The following is an 18200-nucleotide window of genomic DNA, read 5'->3' as shown; positions in this document are numbered from 1 at the left end:
CCACACAGATTGTCTGATAACAGTATTGAGCAAGAAAAACCTTCTATAGGCTTGTAGCTCAGGTGGTTAGAGCGCACCCCTGATAAGGGTGAGGTCGGTGGTTCGAGTCCACTCAGGCCTACCATTCCTTCCCATGCTGCGTTGCGGCGCCACTCGTTTATTATTATAAACTTCGTGACCCCGCGCCTTGCCTGGAAACGAATGGGCTATCGAGTTGAATTCTCTCTCAAAGAAAAGGCTTCGTATTCATTATTGATGCGCGGCTTTCGGCGTTGAAAAGAAGCAATTCGTTACTAAAAGGTGAGAAACGACTTGGGGCTATAGCTCAGCTGGGAGAGCACCTGCTTTGCACGCAGGGGTCAGCGGTTCGATCCGCTTAGCTCCACCATTTCGCGCCGCGAAATGAGAGATTGTCTGGTTTTTCTTTAATTATTTCAGAGCACACTGATATGGCGACGCCTGCGGGTGAACGCGTGTTAAGTATGCTGCGAAATACTGCTCTTTAACAATCCGGAACAAGCTGAAAATTTGAAAAAAACATGCTGAGCAAAATCAGTATGCGAGTCTCTCAAAGCAAGCAAACCTAGAATGCTGTTATGTCGATAACAGCCTCTGTCCAACGCTGGCGATGTCCGTAACAGGCCGCGCCGAAGCAAGACTGAGCGAACGACTGCAGGGCAAGGCGCCCGGCACGGAGAAACCGGAGTGGACTGTATGTCCATGAGGATTTCGAGTACCGGAGCAACGCGGCCATGTAGTCGTGCAGCCGGTCGGACAGAACAAACACTTTAGGGTTGTGAGGTTAAGTGACTAAGCGTACACGGTGGATGCCTAGGCAGTCAGAGGCGATGAAGGACGTGCTAATCTGCGAAAAGCGTCGGTAAGCTGATATGAAGCGTTATTAGCCGGCGATGTCCGAATGGGGAAACCCAGTGCAATTCGTTGCACTATCATTGCGTGAATCCATAGCGCAATGAGGCGAACCGGGGGAACTGAAACATCTCAGTACCCCGAGGAAAAGAAATCAACCGAGATTCCCCCAGTAGCGGCGAGCGAACGGGGAACAGCCCAGAACCACCATCAGCTTTTGCATCAGGAGAACGGTCTGGAAAGTCCGGCGACAGAGGGTGATAGCCCGTATCCGAAGGTGCAGAGGTTGTGGGTTCGATGAGTAGGGCGGGACACGTGATATCCTGTCTGAAGATGGGGACCATCCTCCAAGGCTAAATACTCCTGACTGACCGATAGTGAACCAGTACCGTGAGGGAAAGGCGAAAAGAACCCCGGCGAGGGAGTGAAACAGAACCTGAAACCGTGTACGTACAAGCAGTGGAGCCCCATCACTAAGCCAGTGGTGAAGCTGCATATGCATCCTTTGCTAAAGGTGCGGTAGGCGGAGCGAAAGCGACGCCCAACCGACAAAATAAGCAGAGGGGGCTTAGTGATGGGGTGACTGCGTACCTTTTGTATAATGGGTCAGCGACTTATATTCTGTAGCAAGGTTAACCGCATAGGGGAGCCGTAGGGAAACCGAGTCTTAACTGGGCGTATAGTTGCAGGGTATAGACCCGAAACCCGGTGATCTAGCCATGGGCAGGTTGAAGGTTGGGTAACACTAACTGGAGGACCGAACCGACTAATGTTGAAAAATTAGCGGATGACTTGTGGCTGGGGGTGAAAGGCCAATCAAACCGGGAGATAGCTGGTTCTCCCCGAAAGCTATTTAGGTAGCGCCTCGTGAATTCATCTTCGGGGGTAGAGCACTGTTTCGGCTAGGGGTCCACCCCGGATTACCAACCCGATGCAAACTGCGAATACCGAAGAATGTTATCACGGGAGACACACGGCGGGTGCTAACGTCCGTCGTGAAGAGGGAAACAACCCAGGCCGCCGGCTAAGGTCCCAAAGTCATGGTTAAGTGGGAAACGATGTGGGAAGGCATAGACAGCCAGGATGTTGGCTTAGAAGCAGCCATCATTTAAAGAAAGCGTAATAGCTCACTGGTCGAGTCGGCCTGCGCGGAAGATGTAACGGGGCTAAACCATGCACCGAAGCCGCGGCAGCGGGCGTATCACTTAAGACAATTGTGCGGTAAAGACGATTGACGGAGCGCAGCGACGTCAATGCGTTCATGACGTCGAGTTGACTTAAGGATACGCCCGTTGGGTAGGAGCGTTCTGTAAGCCTGAGAAGGTGGCCTGTGAGGGTTGCTGGAGGTATCAGAAGTGCGAATGCTGACATAAGTAACGATAAAGCGGGTGAAAAGCCCGCTCGCCGGAAGACCAAGGGTTCCTGTTCAACGTTAATCGGAGCAGGGTGAGTCGACCCCTAAGGCGAGGCCGAAAGGCGTAGTCGATGGGAAACAGGTTAATATTCCTGTACTGGGTGTGACTGCGAAGGGGGGACGGAGAAAGCTAGACCGGCCGGGCGACGGTTGTCCCGGTTCAAGCGTGCAGGTGGAGAGGACAGGAAAATCCGTTCTCTTATAACACTGAGGCGTGATGACGAGCCACCACGGTGGCGAAGGGGTTGATGCTACGCTTCCAGGAAAAGCCTCTAAGCACCAGGTCACATCGAATCGTACCCCAAACCGACACAGGTGGTCAGGTAGAGAATACCGAGGCGCTTGAGAGAACTCGGGTGAAGGAACTAGGCAAAATGGTGCCGTAACTTCGGGAGAAGGCACGCTGGCATTAGGTGGAGGAACTTGCTTCCCGAGCTGAAGCCAGTCGCAGATACCAGCTGGCTGCAACTGTTTATTAAAAACACAGCACTGTGCAAACACGAAAGTGGACGTATACGGTGTGACGCCTGCCCGGTGCCGGAAGGTTAATTGATGGGGTTATCCGTAAGGAGAAGCTCTTGATCGAAGCCCGGTAAACGGCGGCCGTAACTATAACGGTCCTAAGGTAGCGAAATTCCTTGTCGGGTAAGTTCCGACCTGCACGAATGGCGTAATGATGGCCAGGCTGTCTCCACCCGAGACTCAGTGAAATTGAACTCGCTGTGAAGATGCAGTGTACCCGCGGCAAGACGGAAAGACCCCGTGAACCTTTACTATAGCTTGACACTGAACATTGAGCCTTGATGTGTAGGATAGGTGGGAGGCAGTGAAGTAGGGACGCCAGTCCTTATGGAGCCAACCTTGAAATACCACCCTTTAATGTTTGATGTTCTAACTCCGGCCCCTAATCGGGGTCGAGGACAGTGTCTGGTGGGTAGTTTGACTGGGGCGGTCTCCTCCTAAAGAGTAACGGAGGAGCACGAAGGTTAGCTAATCACGGTCGGACATCGTGAGGTTAGTGCAAAGGCATAAGCTAGCTTGACTGCGAGAGTGACGGCTCGAGCAGGTGCGAAAGCAGGTCTTAGTGATCCGGTGGTTCTGAATGGAAGGGCCATCGCTCAACGGATAAAAGGTACCCGGGGATAACAGGCTGATACCGCCCAAGAGTTCATATCGACGGCGGTGTTTGGCACCTCGATGTCGGCTCATCACATCCTGGGGCTGAAGTAGGTCCCAAGGGTATGGCTGTTCGCCATTTAAAGTGGTACGCGAGCTGGGTTTAGAACGTCGTGAGACAGTTCGGTCCCTATCTGCCGTGGGCGTTGGAAGATTGAGAGGGGCTGCTCCTAGTACGAGAGGACCGGAGTGGACGCACCACTGGTGTTCGGGTTGTCATGCCAATGGCATTGCCCGGTAGCTACGTGCGGAAGAGATAACCGCTGAAAGCATCTAAGCGGGAAACTTGCCTCGAGATGAGTCTTCCCTGTGGCTTAAGGCCACCTGAAGGGACGTTAAAGACGATGACGTTGATAGGTCGGGTGTGTAAGCGCAGCGATGCGTTGAGCTAACCGATACTAATGACCCGTGAGACTTAACCTTACAACACCTAAGGTGTTTGGGCGATGAGAGCGTTGTCCGCAAGGGCGATGAGAGAATTTTCAGCGATTGTTCCGGACCTAAAGAATACAAAACAGTCGGTCGAAGCACTGACGGACTGTCAACAACGCGGAGCGTTGGCCTTGCACGGGGGAAATGACAAAATCGTCGGGAACGATTTTGTACAGCGCACAGCGCTGGCCCGCAGGGCGAGTCTCAGGAAGAGACGAGAAATTTGCCTGGCGGCACTAGCGCGGTGGTCCCACCTGACCCCATGCCGAACTCAGCAGTGAAACGCCGTAGCGCCGATGGTAGTGTGGGGTCTCCCCATGCGAGAGTAGGGAACTGCCAGGCATCCAATTGAACGAAGCCCTCTGTGAAAACAGAGGGCTTTTTTCTGCCTGCTAAACCAGGCGGTTCGCTATTCCGTCAGAGGCTCCAGGCATGGCGCGTAACGCTTTGACGGGCGCTGTCTGTGGACCGTGGCGGTGAAGGGTCGATGGAAGATGCAAGGTCCTCTGCACACCCGGAAACCGCCGTATACGGAGCCGTACGTATGGTGGTGTGAGAGGACGGTGGTTGTAATACCGCCTCCTACTCGATTTTTTTGAACAGGCAGTTCATCTCACTTAATCTCGCAAAGATAAATAAAAGAAATCCTTACCAAAAATGATATATTATTTATAAAGTTGACTTAGCTGTCAATACCGATTGAATTGTGACCCACCATGCCAAAGTAAAAGTTACCCACCCCCCCACGAGTTATCGTTGTGGTTCAGCCAGCTTTGGTTTCCTTAGCTGACCACTTTTGAGCTTGTCTTTAATCGATAGCTTTGGCCGGTTATTTGGACGATATGCGCATGGTGCAGCAGTCGATCCAACATCGCCGCTGTCAGCGTCTCATCATCGCCAAACGTCCCAGACCACTGCGTAAACGGCAGGTTACTCGTCAATATCACGCTGCCTGTTTCATAACGGCGGGCCACGACCTGGAAGAATAAATTGGCTTCTTCTTTACCGAACGGCAGATAACCCACTTCGTCGATCACCAATAATCGGGGCTTGGTGACACACCGGCCTAAATAGCCTTTTAAATCGCCCTGACGGTGAGCGGCGACCAGTTGCAACATCATATCCGCCGCCGTAATGAAGCGTACGCTGAGTCCGGCCATCGCGACTTTATGTGCCAACGCGCAGGCCAAATGGCTCTTGCCAACGCCGGAAGGCCCGAGTAATACGATGTTCTCCTGTCTTTCGATAAACGCCAATCCAGCCAGTTCCTGCAGCTGTGCCCGTGGTGCGCCGCTGGCAAACTTGAAGTCAAACTGCTCCAGCGTCTTGACCGCAGGCAAACCCGACAGGCGCAGCAGCGTCTGGCGCCGCCGCTCGTTGCGGCTGTCATTCTCCAGGCGAAGCAACTGCTCCAGAAAATCGCCGAACGTTCCGGTATCATCCAGCGTCTTCTGTGCCAATCCAGGCCACTCGGCGGCGATGCGGTCAAGCTTAAAGTACTCGCACAGTTCGCTGATCCGCTGATGCTGAAGGCTCATGACCTCACCTCCAGCAGCGACTGATAGACCGACAGCGGATGTTGAAAACTCTCACGGGCAAAACCCGGTGGTTATCAACCGATAACGGTACCTCTGTGCCTTCGCGCGGCAACGGGAGCAGCACGTCAATCTCCTGCTGTAGCCGCTGCTCGGGGGGAATGCCGGTGGTGCCATGCTTGCGGGCGTTGGCGACGGTGGTAAGCCATGGCCCGATACGGCTGTTGGCAGAATCCACGTCAAGGACTAAACCGGCCTGTTTAAACGTGGTCGCCAGGGGAACGACAAAACTGGTCTTCAAATAGTGGTTGAATCGCTCAACTTTACCCTTGGTCTTCGCGCGATAAGGCCGGCACACGCGGGGCGTAAAACCGTACTTCTCCGCGAGCGCCAGTAGCGGCGGGTTCCACCGATGGCGGCCAACGCCATAGACATCGCGTTCAAGGATAATGGTCTTCGCGTTATCAAAAAGAAGGTGCTGCGGTGTACCGCCAAAGGCGCACAGCGCCTGCTCGATGCCATCACACCAAGCGGCGGTATCCTGGCAGGCGTAGAAACGTACAAAGGTTGCCCTGCTCCAGCCAAGGGTGGCGACAAAAGCCAACAACGGGTGACGGCCTTGTCTTATCACGGTGAAATCAACCTGCATCTGTTCGCCGGGCTGGGTCTCAAAACGGACCACCGGGTCAACCGGTTGTTGTTTAAGGTGAAGTAAAAAAGCGGTGAGCATAGGCCCTGTACATGATTCTGTGTAAATGCCTTTCCTCAGAAGTGACCGTCCAGGCGGTCACCGAACTCGATAATAAAGCGGCTCATCGCCATACGCCAGTCCTTCAGCGGCATCGTCCATTTCTGTGATGCTGCCTGGATCGCCAGCCACACCACCTTTTTCACTGAGTCGTCTGTCGGGAACACCTTACGCTTTTTGATCGCGTGGCGGATTACGCTGTTCAGCGACTCGATGGCGTTGGTCGTGTAGATCACCTTGCGGATGTCCGGTGGGTAGCCAAAGAACGTGGCAAGATTCGCCCAGTTTACCTGCCAGCTGCGGCTTATCTGCGGATAGCGGTTATCCCAGGCACTGGCGAACGCTTCCAGCGCTTGCAAGCCAGCCTCTTCCGTAGGCGCCTGATAGATGGCCTTCAGGTCCCGGGTGACGGCTTTGTAGTCCTTCCAGGAGACGAACCGCAGACTGTTGCGCACCATATGCACGATACACAGCTGGATACGCGCCTGCGGGTAGACCGCATTGATGGCGTCCGGGAAGCCTTTCAGACCGTCAACGCAGGCGATGAGAATATCGTTCAGACCGCGGTTTTTCAGCTCCGTCAGCACGTTCAGCCAGAACTTTGCCCCTTCATTTTCGGCCAGCCACATCCCCAGCAACTCTTTCTGCCCTTCGATATTGATGCCCAGGGCCAGGAACACGGTTTTGTTGATGACGCGGCTATCTTGCCGAACTTTAAGTACGATACAGTCAAGGTAAACAATGGGATAGACAGTATCCAGTGGCCGATTTTGCCATTCTACAACCTGCTCCATCACGGCATCAGTCACCTTCGATACCAGCGCCGGCGAAACATCAGCGTCATACAATTCTTTAAACGCGGCGGCGATCTCGCGGGTGGTCATGCCTTTGGCGTACAACGACAGGATCTGGTTGTCCATGCCGGTGATCCGGGTCTGGTTTTTCTTCACCAATTGCGGTTCGAAGGACCCCTCTCGATCGCGCGGAGTACGCAGTTCCAGTGGCCCATCGCCGGTGGTTACTGTCTTAGCCGAGTAGCCGTTGCGGGCATTGGAGCCGGTCCTGGGCTGATTTTTATCGTAACCGAGGTGATGTGTCATTTCAGCGTTTAGAGCCGCCTCGACACTGATTTTTTTCAGTAAGCGATCAAACTGGTTGAGATCTTCCGGGGTTTTAAGATTTTTGGCCAATTCGTTAGCCAGAGCCTGCAACTGTTTTTCGTCCATAAATTAACCTGTTTTTGATGTTGGATAGAAGATATCAAAATCAGGCAATTACACAAATCTATGTACAGGCTCTGAGCATACTGTAGCCCCCGGAATATCTCCGAAGTTGTATCTCACGGAGCATGACGCTGCCGGGGATCCAATGCGGTCTGGCGGCGTACACACGTTCAAGAATATAAGGCTTATAAGGGTCAAGCTTGCCGGGCCTCGGCGCCCGGGTCTTGTAGCTGGCCTTGGCAGGGGACGCCAGCATACGGATATAGCGTCGGACGGTCTGCCGGGAACAGGAAAGTTGGCGAGCAATGCCACGTATAGACATGCCCTGACGTAAAAGAACTGCGATCTCCACTCGTAACTCCAATGTCTGTCGGCATCGCTGATATAAGGTCGTAATTCATCGGAAAAGTTGTCCACTCCACCCAACATGGTCTTTCTTTAAGGTTCCTACACCGAAAAAGGAAGAGCAATGTTAAGCAGAGAGGACCATCTAATGATAAAACAAATGCGCATTCATGGCGCTTATATTATCGACATTGCCCGTCAGATTGGCTGCTCCGAACGCACAGTCAGGCGTCACCTGTCCGAGCCTGAATGTCCTCGCCAAGTGCCTTCACGGCGGCGTATGCGCAAACTTGAACCTTATATGGCTTTTATCGATATGCGCCTGAGCGAACATGTCTGGAACGCGCAAGTGATTTTCCAGGAAATCAAGGCGCAAGGCTATGATGGCGGTACCACCGTGCTGCGGGAATATATCCAGCCCAAACGCCAACTCCGGCATGGTCGTGAAACCGTCCGCTTCGAAACGCAGCCCGGTTATCAGTTGCAGCACGACTGGGGTGAAGTGGAAGCCGAAGTGGCGGGCCTGCCGTGTAAAATCAACTTTGCGGTCAATACGCTGGGCTACTCGCGCCGCTTCCATGTCTTCGCCGCGCCCTGCCAGGATGCGGAGCACACTTACGAATCGCTGGTGCAGGCGTTCGGTTACTTCGGCGGCAGCGTGAAAACCGTGCTGGTTGATAACCAGAAGGCCGCGGTACTCAAACACGATAATACCGGCGAGGTTATCTTCAACGCCGGCTTCCAGTCGTTGGCGAAGCACTACGGCTTTATCCCCCGTGCCTGCCGGCCTCACCGGCCCAGGACCAAAGGGAAAGTGGAGCGCATGGTGGGTTATGTGAAACACAACTTCTTCGTTCACTATCGCCGGTTCGACAGTTTTGCGCACGTCAATCAGCTCCTGACCCAGTGGCTGGCGCAAGAGGCCGATCAACGCGACCTGCGCCAGTTCCATCAGACACCGACAGAACGGTTCGAGGCGGAAAAAACCGCCCTGCAACCGTTGCCCGCCGGTCCGTTCGATACGAGTTATCACGATATCCGCCAAGCGGCCTGGGATGGCTACATCGACGTGCGGGGCAACCGCTACAGCCTGCCCGAAGCCTGGTGCGGGCGCCAGGTTACGGTACGCATTACCCTGGACGACGAGTTACGCGTCTACGGCAATGACGAGCTTATCGCCCGCCATCCGTTGTCACCGGCCACCGCCGGATGGCAGACGGTGCCGGAACATCACCAGGCGCTGTGGCAGCGGACCTGCCAGGTAGAGCAACGACCGCTGGATGCCTATGAGGGACTACAGTGATGAACGAACTGGAAAACCTACTGACCCGGCTGAAAATGGACCATCTGAGCGGCGCGGTGGAAAACCTGCTGGAGCAGGCCACGAAAGAAGAACTGAACTACCGGGAGTTCTTGATCCGCGCCTTGTCACAGGAATGGAACGGGCGCCGTAGCCGGGGCCTGGAATCACGGCTCAAACAGGCCCGGTTACCCTGGATAAAAACGCTGGAGCAGTTCGACTTCACCTTCCAGCCGGGAATAGATCGCAAAGTGATCCGCGAGTTGGCGGGACTGGCGTTCGTGGAGCGCAATGAAAATGTTATCTTGCTGGGTCCGCCGGGGGTGGGGAAAACCCATCTGGCGGTGGCCCTGGGCGTCAAAGCAGCGGATGGTGGACACAGGGTGCTGTTCACGCCGCTGGATAAACTGATGGCAACACTGCTTAAGGCAAAACAAGAAAACCGCCTGGAGAGGCAGATCCAACTGTTAAGCTATAGCCGGGTGCTGATCCTCGATGAAATCGGCTATCTGCCGATGACGCGGGAAGAGGCGAGCCTGTTCTTCCGGCTGCTGAATCGGCGTTATGAAAAAGCGAGCATCATACTGACCTCGAATAAAAGCTTCGTGGACTGGGGAGAAGTGTTCGGCGATAACGTGCTGGCATCGGCGATCCTGGACCGCTTACTGCACCACTCAACCACGGTTAATATAAAGGGGCAAAGCTACCGGCTGAAAGATAAACGCAAGGCAGGAATGTTATCGGCAAAGAGTGCGTCAGATGACGCGATAATGAGCGGACGTTAAAACGATAAACAGTGGACAACGGAAACGTTGAAAAGGGCCACCGCTTCACGATGTTGACATGTCAGCATGGGCAGCTTCTTAAAGCTGCCATTGTTACCCCAGGTGGGTCAGATTTACATTGGTAGGTGGGTCATAATTACATCGGTAGCGACACTTAGCCTGCCTATCTTTTTCAAAGGAGTATCAAATAGACGATATTTGCAATCGCCATTAGTTTAGTTTCTGTTTATATAAATGCACAAATAACTCTCTAACGAGGTTAGGTTAATTATGATCATAATCAAAAATGTAAGCTCATCAACTAAAATGGGGATTAGTCAGTCGGAAAAAACAGAGGCTAAAAAGCCGGCGGAAGGTTACAAAAGGATATTTGAAAAATGTATCTCCGTAAAGAATAATGCCATCGCCTATCTGACGCATGCCAAAACATGTTATGCAAGATCCATAAAGTACCTGATTTCATCTATAAAATCAGTGCGAAGCGACAAACGCCGCAGCGGCGTTTCGCTCCAGTCAGAAGATAACGGGATTGTTTTGCTATCATGTAAACCGATTTTGGATGCTCACGAGCAGTTTGAAAATGATATGGCTGAACAGCTCACAAAATTGAAGGAAGACTTTCAAGAAAAAATAAAGGATGAAAAATATAAAGAACAAGTTATTGACGCAATATTCGCGGCAGTGTATCGAGACGTTAAAACCTCTTTCAAAATACATTATTTTCATAATAAGCCAGGAGTGCTTGGCGAAAACGAATCGTCCCTTCCCAGAGAATATCTGAAAACCATGGGGCAAGCCGCCTATGACTGGGGTGTGGCATGCAACGAAAAAGAAGGTATTTATTTTCCTAAAGGCGAAGGGGCCAATCCTTTATTGAACGCGGTACTCAGTATACTGCAAAAAAATAATCCCATAGCAACAAGAGATCAAAAAAATATAGAAAGAATTAATAGTGAAATTAATGCCATGATTGACGCCTATTGTACCGATAATGGTTTGAAAAACCCTGTTGCTTTTGAATCTGCACTGATAGACATTAATAAAAATTGGCAACTGTATATTAATAAAGATAATTCCACCGAGGCATAGCGGCTCTGGTAAAGCTAAGGATTGCGCGGTTCGGCTTGCTATTGGCCTTGTCTCTGCATACCCATTGAGCGGGGTCAGGATAAATGTCTCTCACCCGAGGCCGGAGGAATCGGGTAGAATAAAAGCATGAATGATCGATATGGGTTAAACAATGATGACGCACGCGGTGCCGGTAAAACACCTGAATACCTTTGGCATAGACGCTACCGCGAGAGAAATTGTGGCAGCCGGTTCTGAGATGGATCTGCTGGCGCGTTGGCAGGAAGCCCAGGAAAAAGCGTTGCCCGTTCTGTTGCTGGGGGGGGGAAGCAACGTTTTGTTCCTGGAGGATTTCGCCGGAATGCTGCTGCTTAACCGTATCATGGGAATCAGCGTCACTGAGGATGAAAAGTTCTGGCATATCCACGCGGGGGCAGGCGAAGACTGGCATGGGCTGGTATCGTTTACGCTGGATCGCGGCATGGCCGGGCTGGAAAATCTGGCGATGATTCCCGGGCGTACGGGATCGGCGCCGATTCAGAATATCGGCGCTTATGGCGTCGAAGTGGAGAGTGTCTGCGAATATGTCGATCTGCTCGAGCTCAACAGCGGCGTTAAAAAACGTCTCTCTGCCGCCGAATGCTGCTTTGGCTATCGGGACAGCATATTCAAACGTGATTATCGCGACGGCTACGCTATTGTAGCGGTTGGCTTTATTCTCAGCAAAAGCTGGCATCCGGTGCTTACCTATGGCGAGTTGACCCGTCTGGACAGTGAACGCGTGACGCCGCGCGAGATCTTCGATACGGTGTGCGCCATGCGATGGGCGAAATTACCCGATCCCGCCATAGTGGGTAATGCCGGCAGTTTTTTTAAAAATCCGCTGGTCAGTGCCGAAACTGCCCGAAATCTGCTGCGCAAGTATTCCGATGCTCCCCATTATCCCCAGCCCACAGGGGAAGTGAAGCTCGCCGCGGGCTGGCTCATCGATCAATGTGCTATGAAAGGTTTCCGATATGGGGCTGCGGCGGTGCATGAAAAACAAGCCTTGGTACTCATTAACAGGGGCCAGGCTACCGGTGGGGATATTGCGGTCCTGGCCAGGCATGTAAGGCGGCAGGTAGCAGAAAAATTCAAGGTTTGGCTCGAACCCGAGGTAAGGTTTATTGCCGCACAGGGCGAAGTGGATGCGGTAGAGGTGCTGTCATGAAAGACATTACTGTTCCCTTGAAATTGGTGAGTCTGCTTGCGGACGGCGATTTCCATTCCGGCGAGCAATTCGGGGAAACGCTGGGCATGAGCCGGGCGGCTATCAACAAGCATATACAGACTCTGCGCGAATGGGGGGTGGATGTTTTTACCGTTCCCGGCAAAGGATATCGTTTGCATGGGCCATTGCAGTTGCTTGACGAGAAGATAATACTTTCCCATCTGCCCGAAGGGCGGGTTGCGGTATTGCCGGTTATTGATTCCACCAATCAATATCTAATGGACAGGATTGCAACACTCAGCTCCGGAGATGCATGTGTCGCCGAGTATCAGGGACAAGGACGAGGGCGTCGAGGGCGGCACTGGTTCTCCCCGTTCGGCGCCAATCTTTACCTGTCGCTATACTGGCGCCTCGAACAAGGGCCTGCCGCCGCCATCGGTTTAAGCCTGGTCATCGGCATAATCATGGCGGAAGTACTCCAGCGCCTCGGCGCTCAGGATGTGCGGGTAAAATGGCCAAACGATTTATATCTGCACGATCGCAAGCTGGCCGGAATACTCGTAGAGATAAGCGGTAAAGCAGGTGATGCGGCCCATGTGGTTATTGGCGCGGGTATTAATTTATCCATGCGCGAACCGGTAAATGCTGTAATCGACCAGGGATGGATTAACCTGCAGGAAGCCGGTATTAAAATTGATCGCAATGATTTGGCCGCAAGTTTGATCAAAGAATTAAGGCAGGCAATGCCGGTATTTGAGCGTGACGGATTTGCTGCCTTTCATCAACGCTGGCAGGTGCTGGATAATTATTACAACCGGCCAGTGAAACTCCTGATCGGCGATCGTGAAATAAAGGGAATTGCCCATGGTATCGACATGCAGGGGGCCTTGTTGCTGGAACAGGATAATACAGTCAAAGCTTATTTGGGGGGGGAGATCTCATTGCGCGGGCTTTAAATATAAGATTTCAACTTGCCTGGCAGTACAGAATGCTAACGCTATTGCAATAAATAAAAAATACGCTTTATGACTCTCAAAACCCGACCTGAGACTTATGCTCAGGCCGGACAGTGCTGAACTATTGGAGAAATTATTTTCTCAAAAGAATATTCTCTACCGCATGATTGGCGCTTTTGGTCAGGATTAGGCTGGCGCGCTCGCGGGTAGGGAGAATATTTTCCTTCAAATTCAGTCCGTTGATTTCCGTCCATATTTGCGTTGCAATGTGTACGGCTTCTTCCTCCGACAGTTTTGCATAATTATGGAAATAGGAATCCGGATTTGAAAAGCACCTTGACGGAATTTAAGAAAGCGGTTGATATACCAGCTCTTTAATAGTTTTTCCGGCGCATCTACATACAACGAGAAATCGACAAAATCGGATACGAACACATGGTGTGAGGCATGCTGGTAATCCATGCCGCTCCGCAGCACATTTAGTCCTTCCAGAATAAGGATATCGGGTTGCGAGATGACTTTCCTGTCTTCCGGGATAATATCATAGATCAAATGGGAGTAGACTGGCGCGCTGACTTCCTTAGCACCTGATTTTACCTCGGAAACAAAGTTGACCAGGCTGCGCATATCATAGGATTGAGGAAATCCTTTCTTTTTCATTATATCCCGTTCTTTTAGAACGCGATTGGGAAAAAGAAAGCCATCGGTAGTAACCAGTTCCACTGAACGGTGTTCCGGCCAACGGCTCAGTAACGCCTGAAGTACGCGTGCCGTAGTGCTTTTGCCTACAGCTACGCTGCCGGCAATACCTATGACATACGGAATATGCTGGCCGTTGGTGCCTAGAAACTGTTCCAAGACTGCCTGGCGCCGCAGGTTTGAACTGATATAAAAATTCAGTAAACGCGAAAGGGGAAGATAAATTTCCGTCACTTCATCCAGTGAGAGATCCTCATTTATTCCCTTGAGCTTGATAATCTCTTCTTCAGTTAACGTTAAGGGCACGGTATCCCGCAACGCGGCCCATTGCTTCCGGTTGAACTGGAGATAGGGGGTGGTAAGTGATTGATCACGATTTATCATAAGCTTAGCCAGCCTGTTAAGCAGGTCCAACCGGGGCAGCCGAGCCCACCCGGGACGAAAACAAGCTGCATAGTATAGACAGCTTCATTAGCATCGTAGAGTGTTTTTTCTGCTTAGAGTATTGAATTGTGAAAGCGGCAGGCAACCGCAAAGGCCGGAATGGAAAAAATATCTGACTTTGCGGTCTAAATAGCTTTGCGCATTAATGCTTCACTTCTCATCGTGCAGGGCCAGCGCTGGCGGGATGTCATCTCCCGCAAGTATAGCGCTAATATGAAAAGCTATTTAGTCATGCTTTAGCTGGCGAGGGCTCGAATTTGCTGATTGGCCGCAAACAGGCGCTTATAATAAATGACGGTAGGGTGGTAATAGCCGTCGGGAGTACAGGCATAATCAGGTATTTCTCCCAAACTACGATATCCCATGGCGCGATAAAATGCTTCCGCCGGTGAACCAGCTTGCGTATCCAAATAAAGCAAACCACGCTGTAGTCCATAGGCGGTGCGTTCCAGGGCGGTAATCAGTGATTTCCCGATACCCTGCCGACGGCCTTCGCTATGGACTAATAATTTTTGGATTTCCGAGCGATTTTGTCCATTGGGTTTTTGGCAAAGCGCTAATTGAATACTACCGACGATGCCCCGTTCATCACGAGCAATCCAAAGCAATAACTCATTCTTTGCGATTGCGGGGGTCAGTTCGCGAATATGATTTTCCGCGTCTTCCTGAGCCAGGGGATGTTTATATCCCACCGAGGCGCCATGGAGGACTGCATCCATCAGTAAACCGGCGAGTTCGCTGCGGTAAACGGGAAGTGTAGACGCATTGAGTTGCACTATTTTCATGATGTCATCCTCTTGTCGCTGATAACAGGTATATTCAGGCAATAGTCATGCCAATATTTTGATAAAACCATTTTCACCGAACTGATTGATTAGCATCTGGATTTTTCCCCTGGACAAATACTCATCACATGGCTGATGAGTAAGATGCGCCTTTAAGGGGCAGGTTTACCTTTTTAGTGCAGTGATGGCGATCACGCTTTTGACAATTGTACATTCAGGGGATATGTTAACGACCTCGATGCCGTCCGCCTTGCGATATCATGCCTAAGGGTCCGGTGGCCATGGCAAAAGCCGTCATAAAATTGTCTTAAAACTCCTTGGCATTTGTCTTCGGGACTGAAAACCAACCAACTTTGTGAATCCTTTTACAGATTTGGGCATTTTCTGAGCGAAAATTCGATTTACGCAATTTTTTTGTTGCATAGGTCGTCGGCTCTACCTAGAATGCGCTGCACTTAATGCCGGCATAGCTCAGTTGGTAGAGCAACTGACTTGTAATCAGTAGGTCGAGGGTTCGACTCCTTCTGCCGGCACCAAAAAAAATTCAGGTGGGGTTCCCGAGCGGCCAAAGGGAGCAGACTGTAAATCTGCCGTCACTGACTTCGAAGGTTCGAATCCTTCCCCCACCACCAGATTCGCCGCGGGCAACCAAGGCAATCCCTGATGCAAAGTTACATTGCGCACCGGGGGGAAGGTTGAGAACCTTCGACAAGGTTCGAGTCGAGCAACGCGAGACAACGTCGCTTGCGACGGCCCGAAGGGTGAGGAACGAAGTGACGAATAATCCTTCCCCCACCACCAGATTCGCCGCGGGCAACCAAGGCAATCCCTGATGCAAAGTTACATTGCGCACCGGGGGGAAGGTTGAGTACCTTCGACAAGGTTCGAGTCGAGCAACGCGAGACAACGTCGCTTGCGACGGCCCGAAGGGTGAGGAACGAAGTGACGAATAATCCTTCCCCCACCACCAGATTCGCCGCGGGCAACCAAGGCAATCCCTGATGCAAAGTTACATTGCGCACCGGGGGGAAGGTGAAAACCTTCAACAAGGTTCGGAACCACTGGACCTTTCAACAATCTACAGGAATATCAGGTAGCCGAGTTCCAAGTTGCGGGCATCGTATAATGGCTATTACCTCAGCCTTCCAAGCTGATGACGTGGGTTCGATTCCCACTGCCCGCTCCAATGTGCTGATATAGCTCAGTTGGTAGAGCGCACCCTTGGTAAGGGTGAGGTCGGCAGTTCGAATCTGCCTATCAGCACCACTTTCAGTCTCCCTCCTGATTCACTTTCTGTTAGAAAATAAATTTATCAGGTGTTTGCCTGGTTGATGTGGTGATACCACCGATTTATTCGTGTCTTAGAGGGACAATCGATGTCTAAAGAAAAGTTTCAACGTACAAAACCACACGTTAACGTCGGTACTATCGGCCACGTTGACCATGGTAAAACGACCCTGACCGCCGCCATCACCACCGTATTGGCTAAAGCCTACGGCGGCAGCGCCCGCGCCTTCGATCAGATCGACAACGCGCCGGAAGAAAAGGCCCGTGGTATCACCATCAACACCTCTCACGTTGAATACGATACCCCGTCCCGCCACTACGCGCACGTTGACTGCCCCGGGCATGCCGACTACGTGAAAAACATGATCACCGGTGCTGCCCAGATGGACGGCGCGATCCTGGTGGTAGCGGCAACCGACGGCCCGATGCCGCAGACCCGCGAGCACATCCTGCTGGCTCGCCAGGTAGGCGTGCCTTACATCATCGTCTTCATGAACAAATGCGACATGGTGGATGACGAAGAGCTGCTGGAACTGGTTGAAATGGAAGTACGCGAACTGCTGTCGCAGTACGATTTCCCGGGCGACGACACGCCGGTAATCCGCGGTTCCGCCCTGAAAGCGCTGGAAGGCGACGAAGCCTGGACCTCCAAGATCCTGGAACTGGCCGAAGCGCTGGACACCTACATCCCGGAACCGGTTCGCGCCATTGACAAGCCGTTCCTGCTGCCGATCGAAGACGTATTCTCCATCTCCGGCCGCGGCACCGTGGTAACCGGACGTGTGGAACGCGGCGTGGTGAAAGTAGGTGAAGAAGTTGAAATCGTCGGCATCAAACCGACCGTGAAAACCACCTGCACCGGCGTTGAAATGTTCCGTAAACTGCTGGATGAAGGCCGTGCCGGTGAAAACGTGGGCGTGCTGCTGCGCGGTACCAAACGTGATGAAGTTGAACGCGGCCAGGTACTGGCTAAACCGGGTACTATCCATCCGCATACCCAGTTCGAATCAGAAGTCTATATTCTGAGCAAAGATGAAGGCGGCCGCCATACGCCGTTCTTCAAAGGCTACCGTCCTCAGTTCTACTTCCGTACCACTGACGTGACCGGAACCATCGAACTGCCGGAAGGCGTGGAAATGGTGATGCCTGGCGACAACATCAAGATGGTTGTAAACCTGATTGCCCCTATCGCCATGGACGACGGCTTGCGTTTCGCTATTCGCGAAGGCGGCCGTACCGTTGGCGCCGGCGTGGTAGCCAAGGTTATCGCTTAAGACTTCCGTATAAGTCTTGAAAGATATCGAATAACATTTGACGTAGCGCGCAGTAAAAGGGCATCATTTGATGCCTTTTTTCTACGCTGTGACAGAGAACCTATCTCATCAGCGATTTTACGTCATAATCATTGGTGAGATGGGCTCTTCATCAGCGGCGTGAAACTTCGGAGTTTTGTTGCTAATCCAGGGCAATCTTCGCTTGGTAGCCTCGCCCTCTGCGGGGCTTAGTTGTTTGTATGAATCCTACGTGACAGGTTTTTTTATGAGTGCGAATACCGAAGCTCAAGGAAGCGGGCGCAGCCTGGAAGTGTTAAAGTGGGTAGCGGTGGCTATACTACTGGTGGTTGCGATCGTCGGTAATTATTATTATCGTGATTTTAGCTTACCCCTGCGAGCGCTGGCTGTCGTGCTGATTATCGCTATTGCGGGTGGTGTTGCCTTAATGACGGTGAAAGGTAAATCGACCGTTGCGTTTGCGCGAGAAGCGCGTACAGAAGTACGTAAAGTGATTTGGCCGACCCGCCAGGAAACGTTACATACCACGTTAATCGTCGCCGCGGTGACTGCCGTGATGTCACTGATCCTGTGGGGACTGGATGGTATTCTGGTCCGTCTGGTATCGTTTATTACTGGCCTGAGGTTCTAA

11 protein-coding genes, 6 tRNA genes, 2 rRNA genes, 2 other RNA genes and 2 pseudogenes are annotated in these 18200 nt (G+C 52.1%); 17 read left to right on the top strand and 6 right to left on the bottom strand.

The window, feature by feature from the left end; genetic code table 11:
- Nucleotides 1–47 precede the first annotated feature (47 nt).
- The 4 genes from GTU79_RS28370 (at nucleotide 48) to rrf (ending at nucleotide 4234) form a co-directional block, all read left to right on the top strand.
- A tRNA-Ile gene (locus GTU79_RS28370) sits at nucleotides 48–124 on the top strand.
- A 190-nt stretch (nucleotides 125–314) separates the two neighbouring features.
- A tRNA-Ala gene (locus GTU79_RS28365) sits at nucleotides 315–388 on the top strand.
- Between the two features lie 412 nt (nucleotides 389–800).
- A 23S ribosomal RNA gene (locus GTU79_RS28360) occupies nucleotides 801–3883 on the top strand.
- 235 nt (nucleotides 3884–4118) lie between these two features.
- A 5S ribosomal RNA gene (gene rrf, locus GTU79_RS28355) occupies nucleotides 4119–4234 on the top strand.
- Nucleotides 4235–4674: 440 nt separating this feature from the next.
- Here rrf and istB (GTU79_RS28350) read toward each other — a convergent pair.
- The 4 genes and pseudogenes from istB (GTU79_RS28350) to GTU79_RS28335 all read right to left on the bottom strand — a co-directional run bounded on the left by istB (GTU79_RS28350) (nucleotide 4675) and on the right by GTU79_RS28335 (nucleotide 7795).
- Nucleotides 4675–5430, bottom strand: coding sequence for an IS21-like element helper ATPase IstB (gene istB / locus GTU79_RS28350; protein ID WP_214513577.1), 756 nt, complete (start codon nucleotides 5428–5430; stop codon nucleotides 4675–4677).
- Nucleotides 5427–6154, bottom strand: a pseudogene (istA, locus tag GTU79_RS28345) (IS21 family transposase); the annotation flags it as partial. The pseudogene istA (GTU79_RS28345) and the gene istB (GTU79_RS28350), both read right to left, overlap by 4 nt.
- A 38-nt stretch (nucleotides 6155–6192) precedes the next feature.
- Nucleotides 6193–7401 (bottom strand): IS256 family transposase, encoded by a 1209-nt coding sequence (locus tag GTU79_RS28340; protein ID WP_203520630.1) that lies wholly within the window; start codon nucleotides 7399–7401, stop codon nucleotides 6193–6195.
- Nucleotides 7402–7459: 58 nt separating this feature from the next.
- On the bottom strand, nucleotides 7460–7795 hold the full coding sequence (locus tag GTU79_RS28335) for a helix-turn-helix domain-containing protein (protein WP_275956942.1): 336 nt from the start codon (nucleotides 7793–7795) through the stop codon (nucleotides 7460–7462).
- 72 nt (nucleotides 7796–7867) lie between these two features.
- Between GTU79_RS28335 and istA (GTU79_RS28330) the strand changes: the two genes are divergently transcribed.
- The 5 genes from istA (GTU79_RS28330) (at nucleotide 7868) to birA (ending at nucleotide 13062) form a co-directional block, all read left to right on the top strand.
- A complete protein-coding gene (gene istA, locus GTU79_RS28330) occupies nucleotides 7868–9046 on the top strand; it encodes an IS21 family transposase (RefSeq protein ID WP_203522050.1) in 1179 nt (392 codons plus the stop codon).
- Entirely contained in the window at nucleotides 9046–9828 is a 783-nt protein-coding gene (gene istB / locus GTU79_RS28325; RefSeq protein ID WP_162368808.1) for an IS21-like element helper ATPase IstB, read from the top strand. Before istA (GTU79_RS28330) ends, istB (GTU79_RS28325) begins: the two co-directional genes overlap by 1 nt.
- Nucleotides 9829–10098: 270 nt before the next feature.
- Nucleotides 10099–10917, top strand: coding sequence for a hypothetical protein (locus tag GTU79_RS28320; protein ID WP_203523773.1), 819 nt, complete (start codon nucleotides 10099–10101; stop codon nucleotides 10915–10917).
- 151 nt (nucleotides 10918–11068) lie between these two features.
- Entirely contained in the window at nucleotides 11069–12106 is a 1038-nt protein-coding gene (murB, locus tag GTU79_RS28315) for a UDP-N-acetylmuramate dehydrogenase (protein ID WP_203523772.1), read from the top strand.
- Nucleotides 12103–13062 carry a bifunctional biotin--[acetyl-CoA-carboxylase] ligase/biotin operon repressor BirA gene (gene birA, locus GTU79_RS28310; protein WP_132924424.1) on the top strand — a complete coding sequence of 320 codons (960 nt, stop codon included), beginning with the start codon at nucleotides 12103–12105 and terminating at the stop codon, nucleotides 13060–13062. Before murB ends, birA begins: the two co-directional genes overlap by 4 nt.
- A gap of 133 nt (nucleotides 13063–13195) precedes the next feature.
- On the opposite strand, the pseudogene coaA reads toward birA, so the two are convergent.
- Both coaA and GTU79_RS28300 read right to left on the bottom strand, forming a co-directional pair.
- A pseudogene (gene coaA / locus GTU79_RS28305) lies at nucleotides 13196–14145 on the bottom strand (type I pantothenate kinase).
- A gap of 296 nt (nucleotides 14146–14441) precedes the next feature.
- Nucleotides 14442–14990, bottom strand: coding sequence for a GNAT family N-acetyltransferase (locus GTU79_RS28300; RefSeq protein ID WP_132924427.1), 549 nt, complete (start codon nucleotides 14988–14990; stop codon nucleotides 14442–14444).
- A gap of 460 nt (nucleotides 14991–15450) precedes the next feature.
- Between GTU79_RS28300 and GTU79_RS28295 the strand changes: the two genes are divergently transcribed.
- The 8 genes from GTU79_RS28295 (at nucleotide 15451) to secE (ending at nucleotide 18200) form a co-directional block, all read left to right on the top strand.
- Nucleotides 15451–15526, top strand: a tRNA-Thr gene (locus tag GTU79_RS28295).
- An 11-nt stretch (nucleotides 15527–15537) separates the two neighbouring features.
- Nucleotides 15538–15622, top strand: a tRNA-Tyr gene (locus tag GTU79_RS28290).
- 42 nt (nucleotides 15623–15664) lie between these two features.
- A non-coding RNA gene (locus GTU79_RS28285) (RtT sRNA) lies at nucleotides 15665–15791 on the top strand.
- A 42-nt stretch (nucleotides 15792–15833) separates the two neighbouring features.
- Nucleotides 15834–15960, top strand: a non-coding RNA gene (locus tag GTU79_RS28280) — RtT sRNA.
- Between the two features lie 141 nt (nucleotides 15961–16101).
- Nucleotides 16102–16176: transfer RNA gene (locus GTU79_RS28275), tRNA-Gly, on the top strand.
- A gap of 4 nt (nucleotides 16177–16180) precedes the next feature.
- Nucleotides 16181–16256 (top strand) — tRNA-Thr (locus tag GTU79_RS28270).
- Nucleotides 16257–16366: 110 nt separating this feature from the next.
- The gene (tuf, locus tag GTU79_RS28265) at nucleotides 16367–17551 is read left to right on the top strand and encodes an elongation factor Tu (protein ID WP_132923667.1); all 1185 of its coding nucleotides are present in this window, start codon (nucleotides 16367–16369) and stop codon (nucleotides 17549–17551) included.
- A gap of 265 nt (nucleotides 17552–17816) precedes the next feature.
- Nucleotides 17817–18200: a preprotein translocase subunit SecE gene (gene secE, locus GTU79_RS28260; protein ID WP_132924429.1), complete on the top strand. Its 384-nt coding sequence runs from the start codon at nucleotides 17817–17819 to the stop codon at nucleotides 18198–18200.

Source organism: Sodalis ligni, from assembly GCF_016865525.2.
In the GTDB taxonomy this organism is placed as follows: domain Bacteria; phylum Pseudomonadota; class Gammaproteobacteria; order Enterobacterales; family Enterobacteriaceae; genus Acerihabitans; species Acerihabitans ligni.
The sequence above is the reverse complement of the archived record's forward strand: the minus strand, read 5'-3'. Positions and strand labels throughout refer to the sequence as shown.

Coding starts and splice junctions, on each gene's coding strand:
- istB (WP_214513577.1), bottom strand. CDS start 5,430: ATGAGCCTTCAGCATCAGCGGATCAGCGAACTGTGCGAGTACTTTAAG.
- GTU79_RS28340 (WP_203520630.1), bottom strand. CDS start 7,401: ATGGACGAAAAACAGTTGCAGGCTCTGGCTAACGAATTGGCCAAAAAT.
- istA (WP_203522050.1), top strand. CDS start 7,868: ATGTTAAGCAGAGAGGACCATCTAATGATAAAACAAATGCGCATTCAT.
- istB (WP_162368808.1), top strand. CDS start 9,046: ATGAACGAACTGGAAAACCTACTGACCCGGCTGAAAATGGACCATCTG.
- GTU79_RS28320 (WP_203523773.1), top strand. CDS start 10,099: ATGATCATAATCAAAAATGTAAGCTCATCAACTAAAATGGGGATTAGT.
- murB (WP_203523772.1), top strand. CDS start 11,069: ATGATGACGCACGCGGTGCCGGTAAAACACCTGAATACCTTTGGCATA.
- birA (WP_132924424.1), top strand. CDS start 12,103: ATGAAAGACATTACTGTTCCCTTGAAATTGGTGAGTCTGCTTGCGGAC.
- GTU79_RS28300 (WP_132924427.1), bottom strand. CDS start 14,990: ATGAAAATAGTGCAACTCAATGCGTCTACACTTCCCGTTTACCGCAGC.
- tuf (WP_132923667.1), top strand. CDS start 16,367: ATGTCTAAAGAAAAGTTTCAACGTACAAAACCACACGTTAACGTCGGT.
- secE (WP_132924429.1), top strand. CDS start 17,817: ATGAGTGCGAATACCGAAGCTCAAGGAAGCGGGCGCAGCCTGGAAGTG.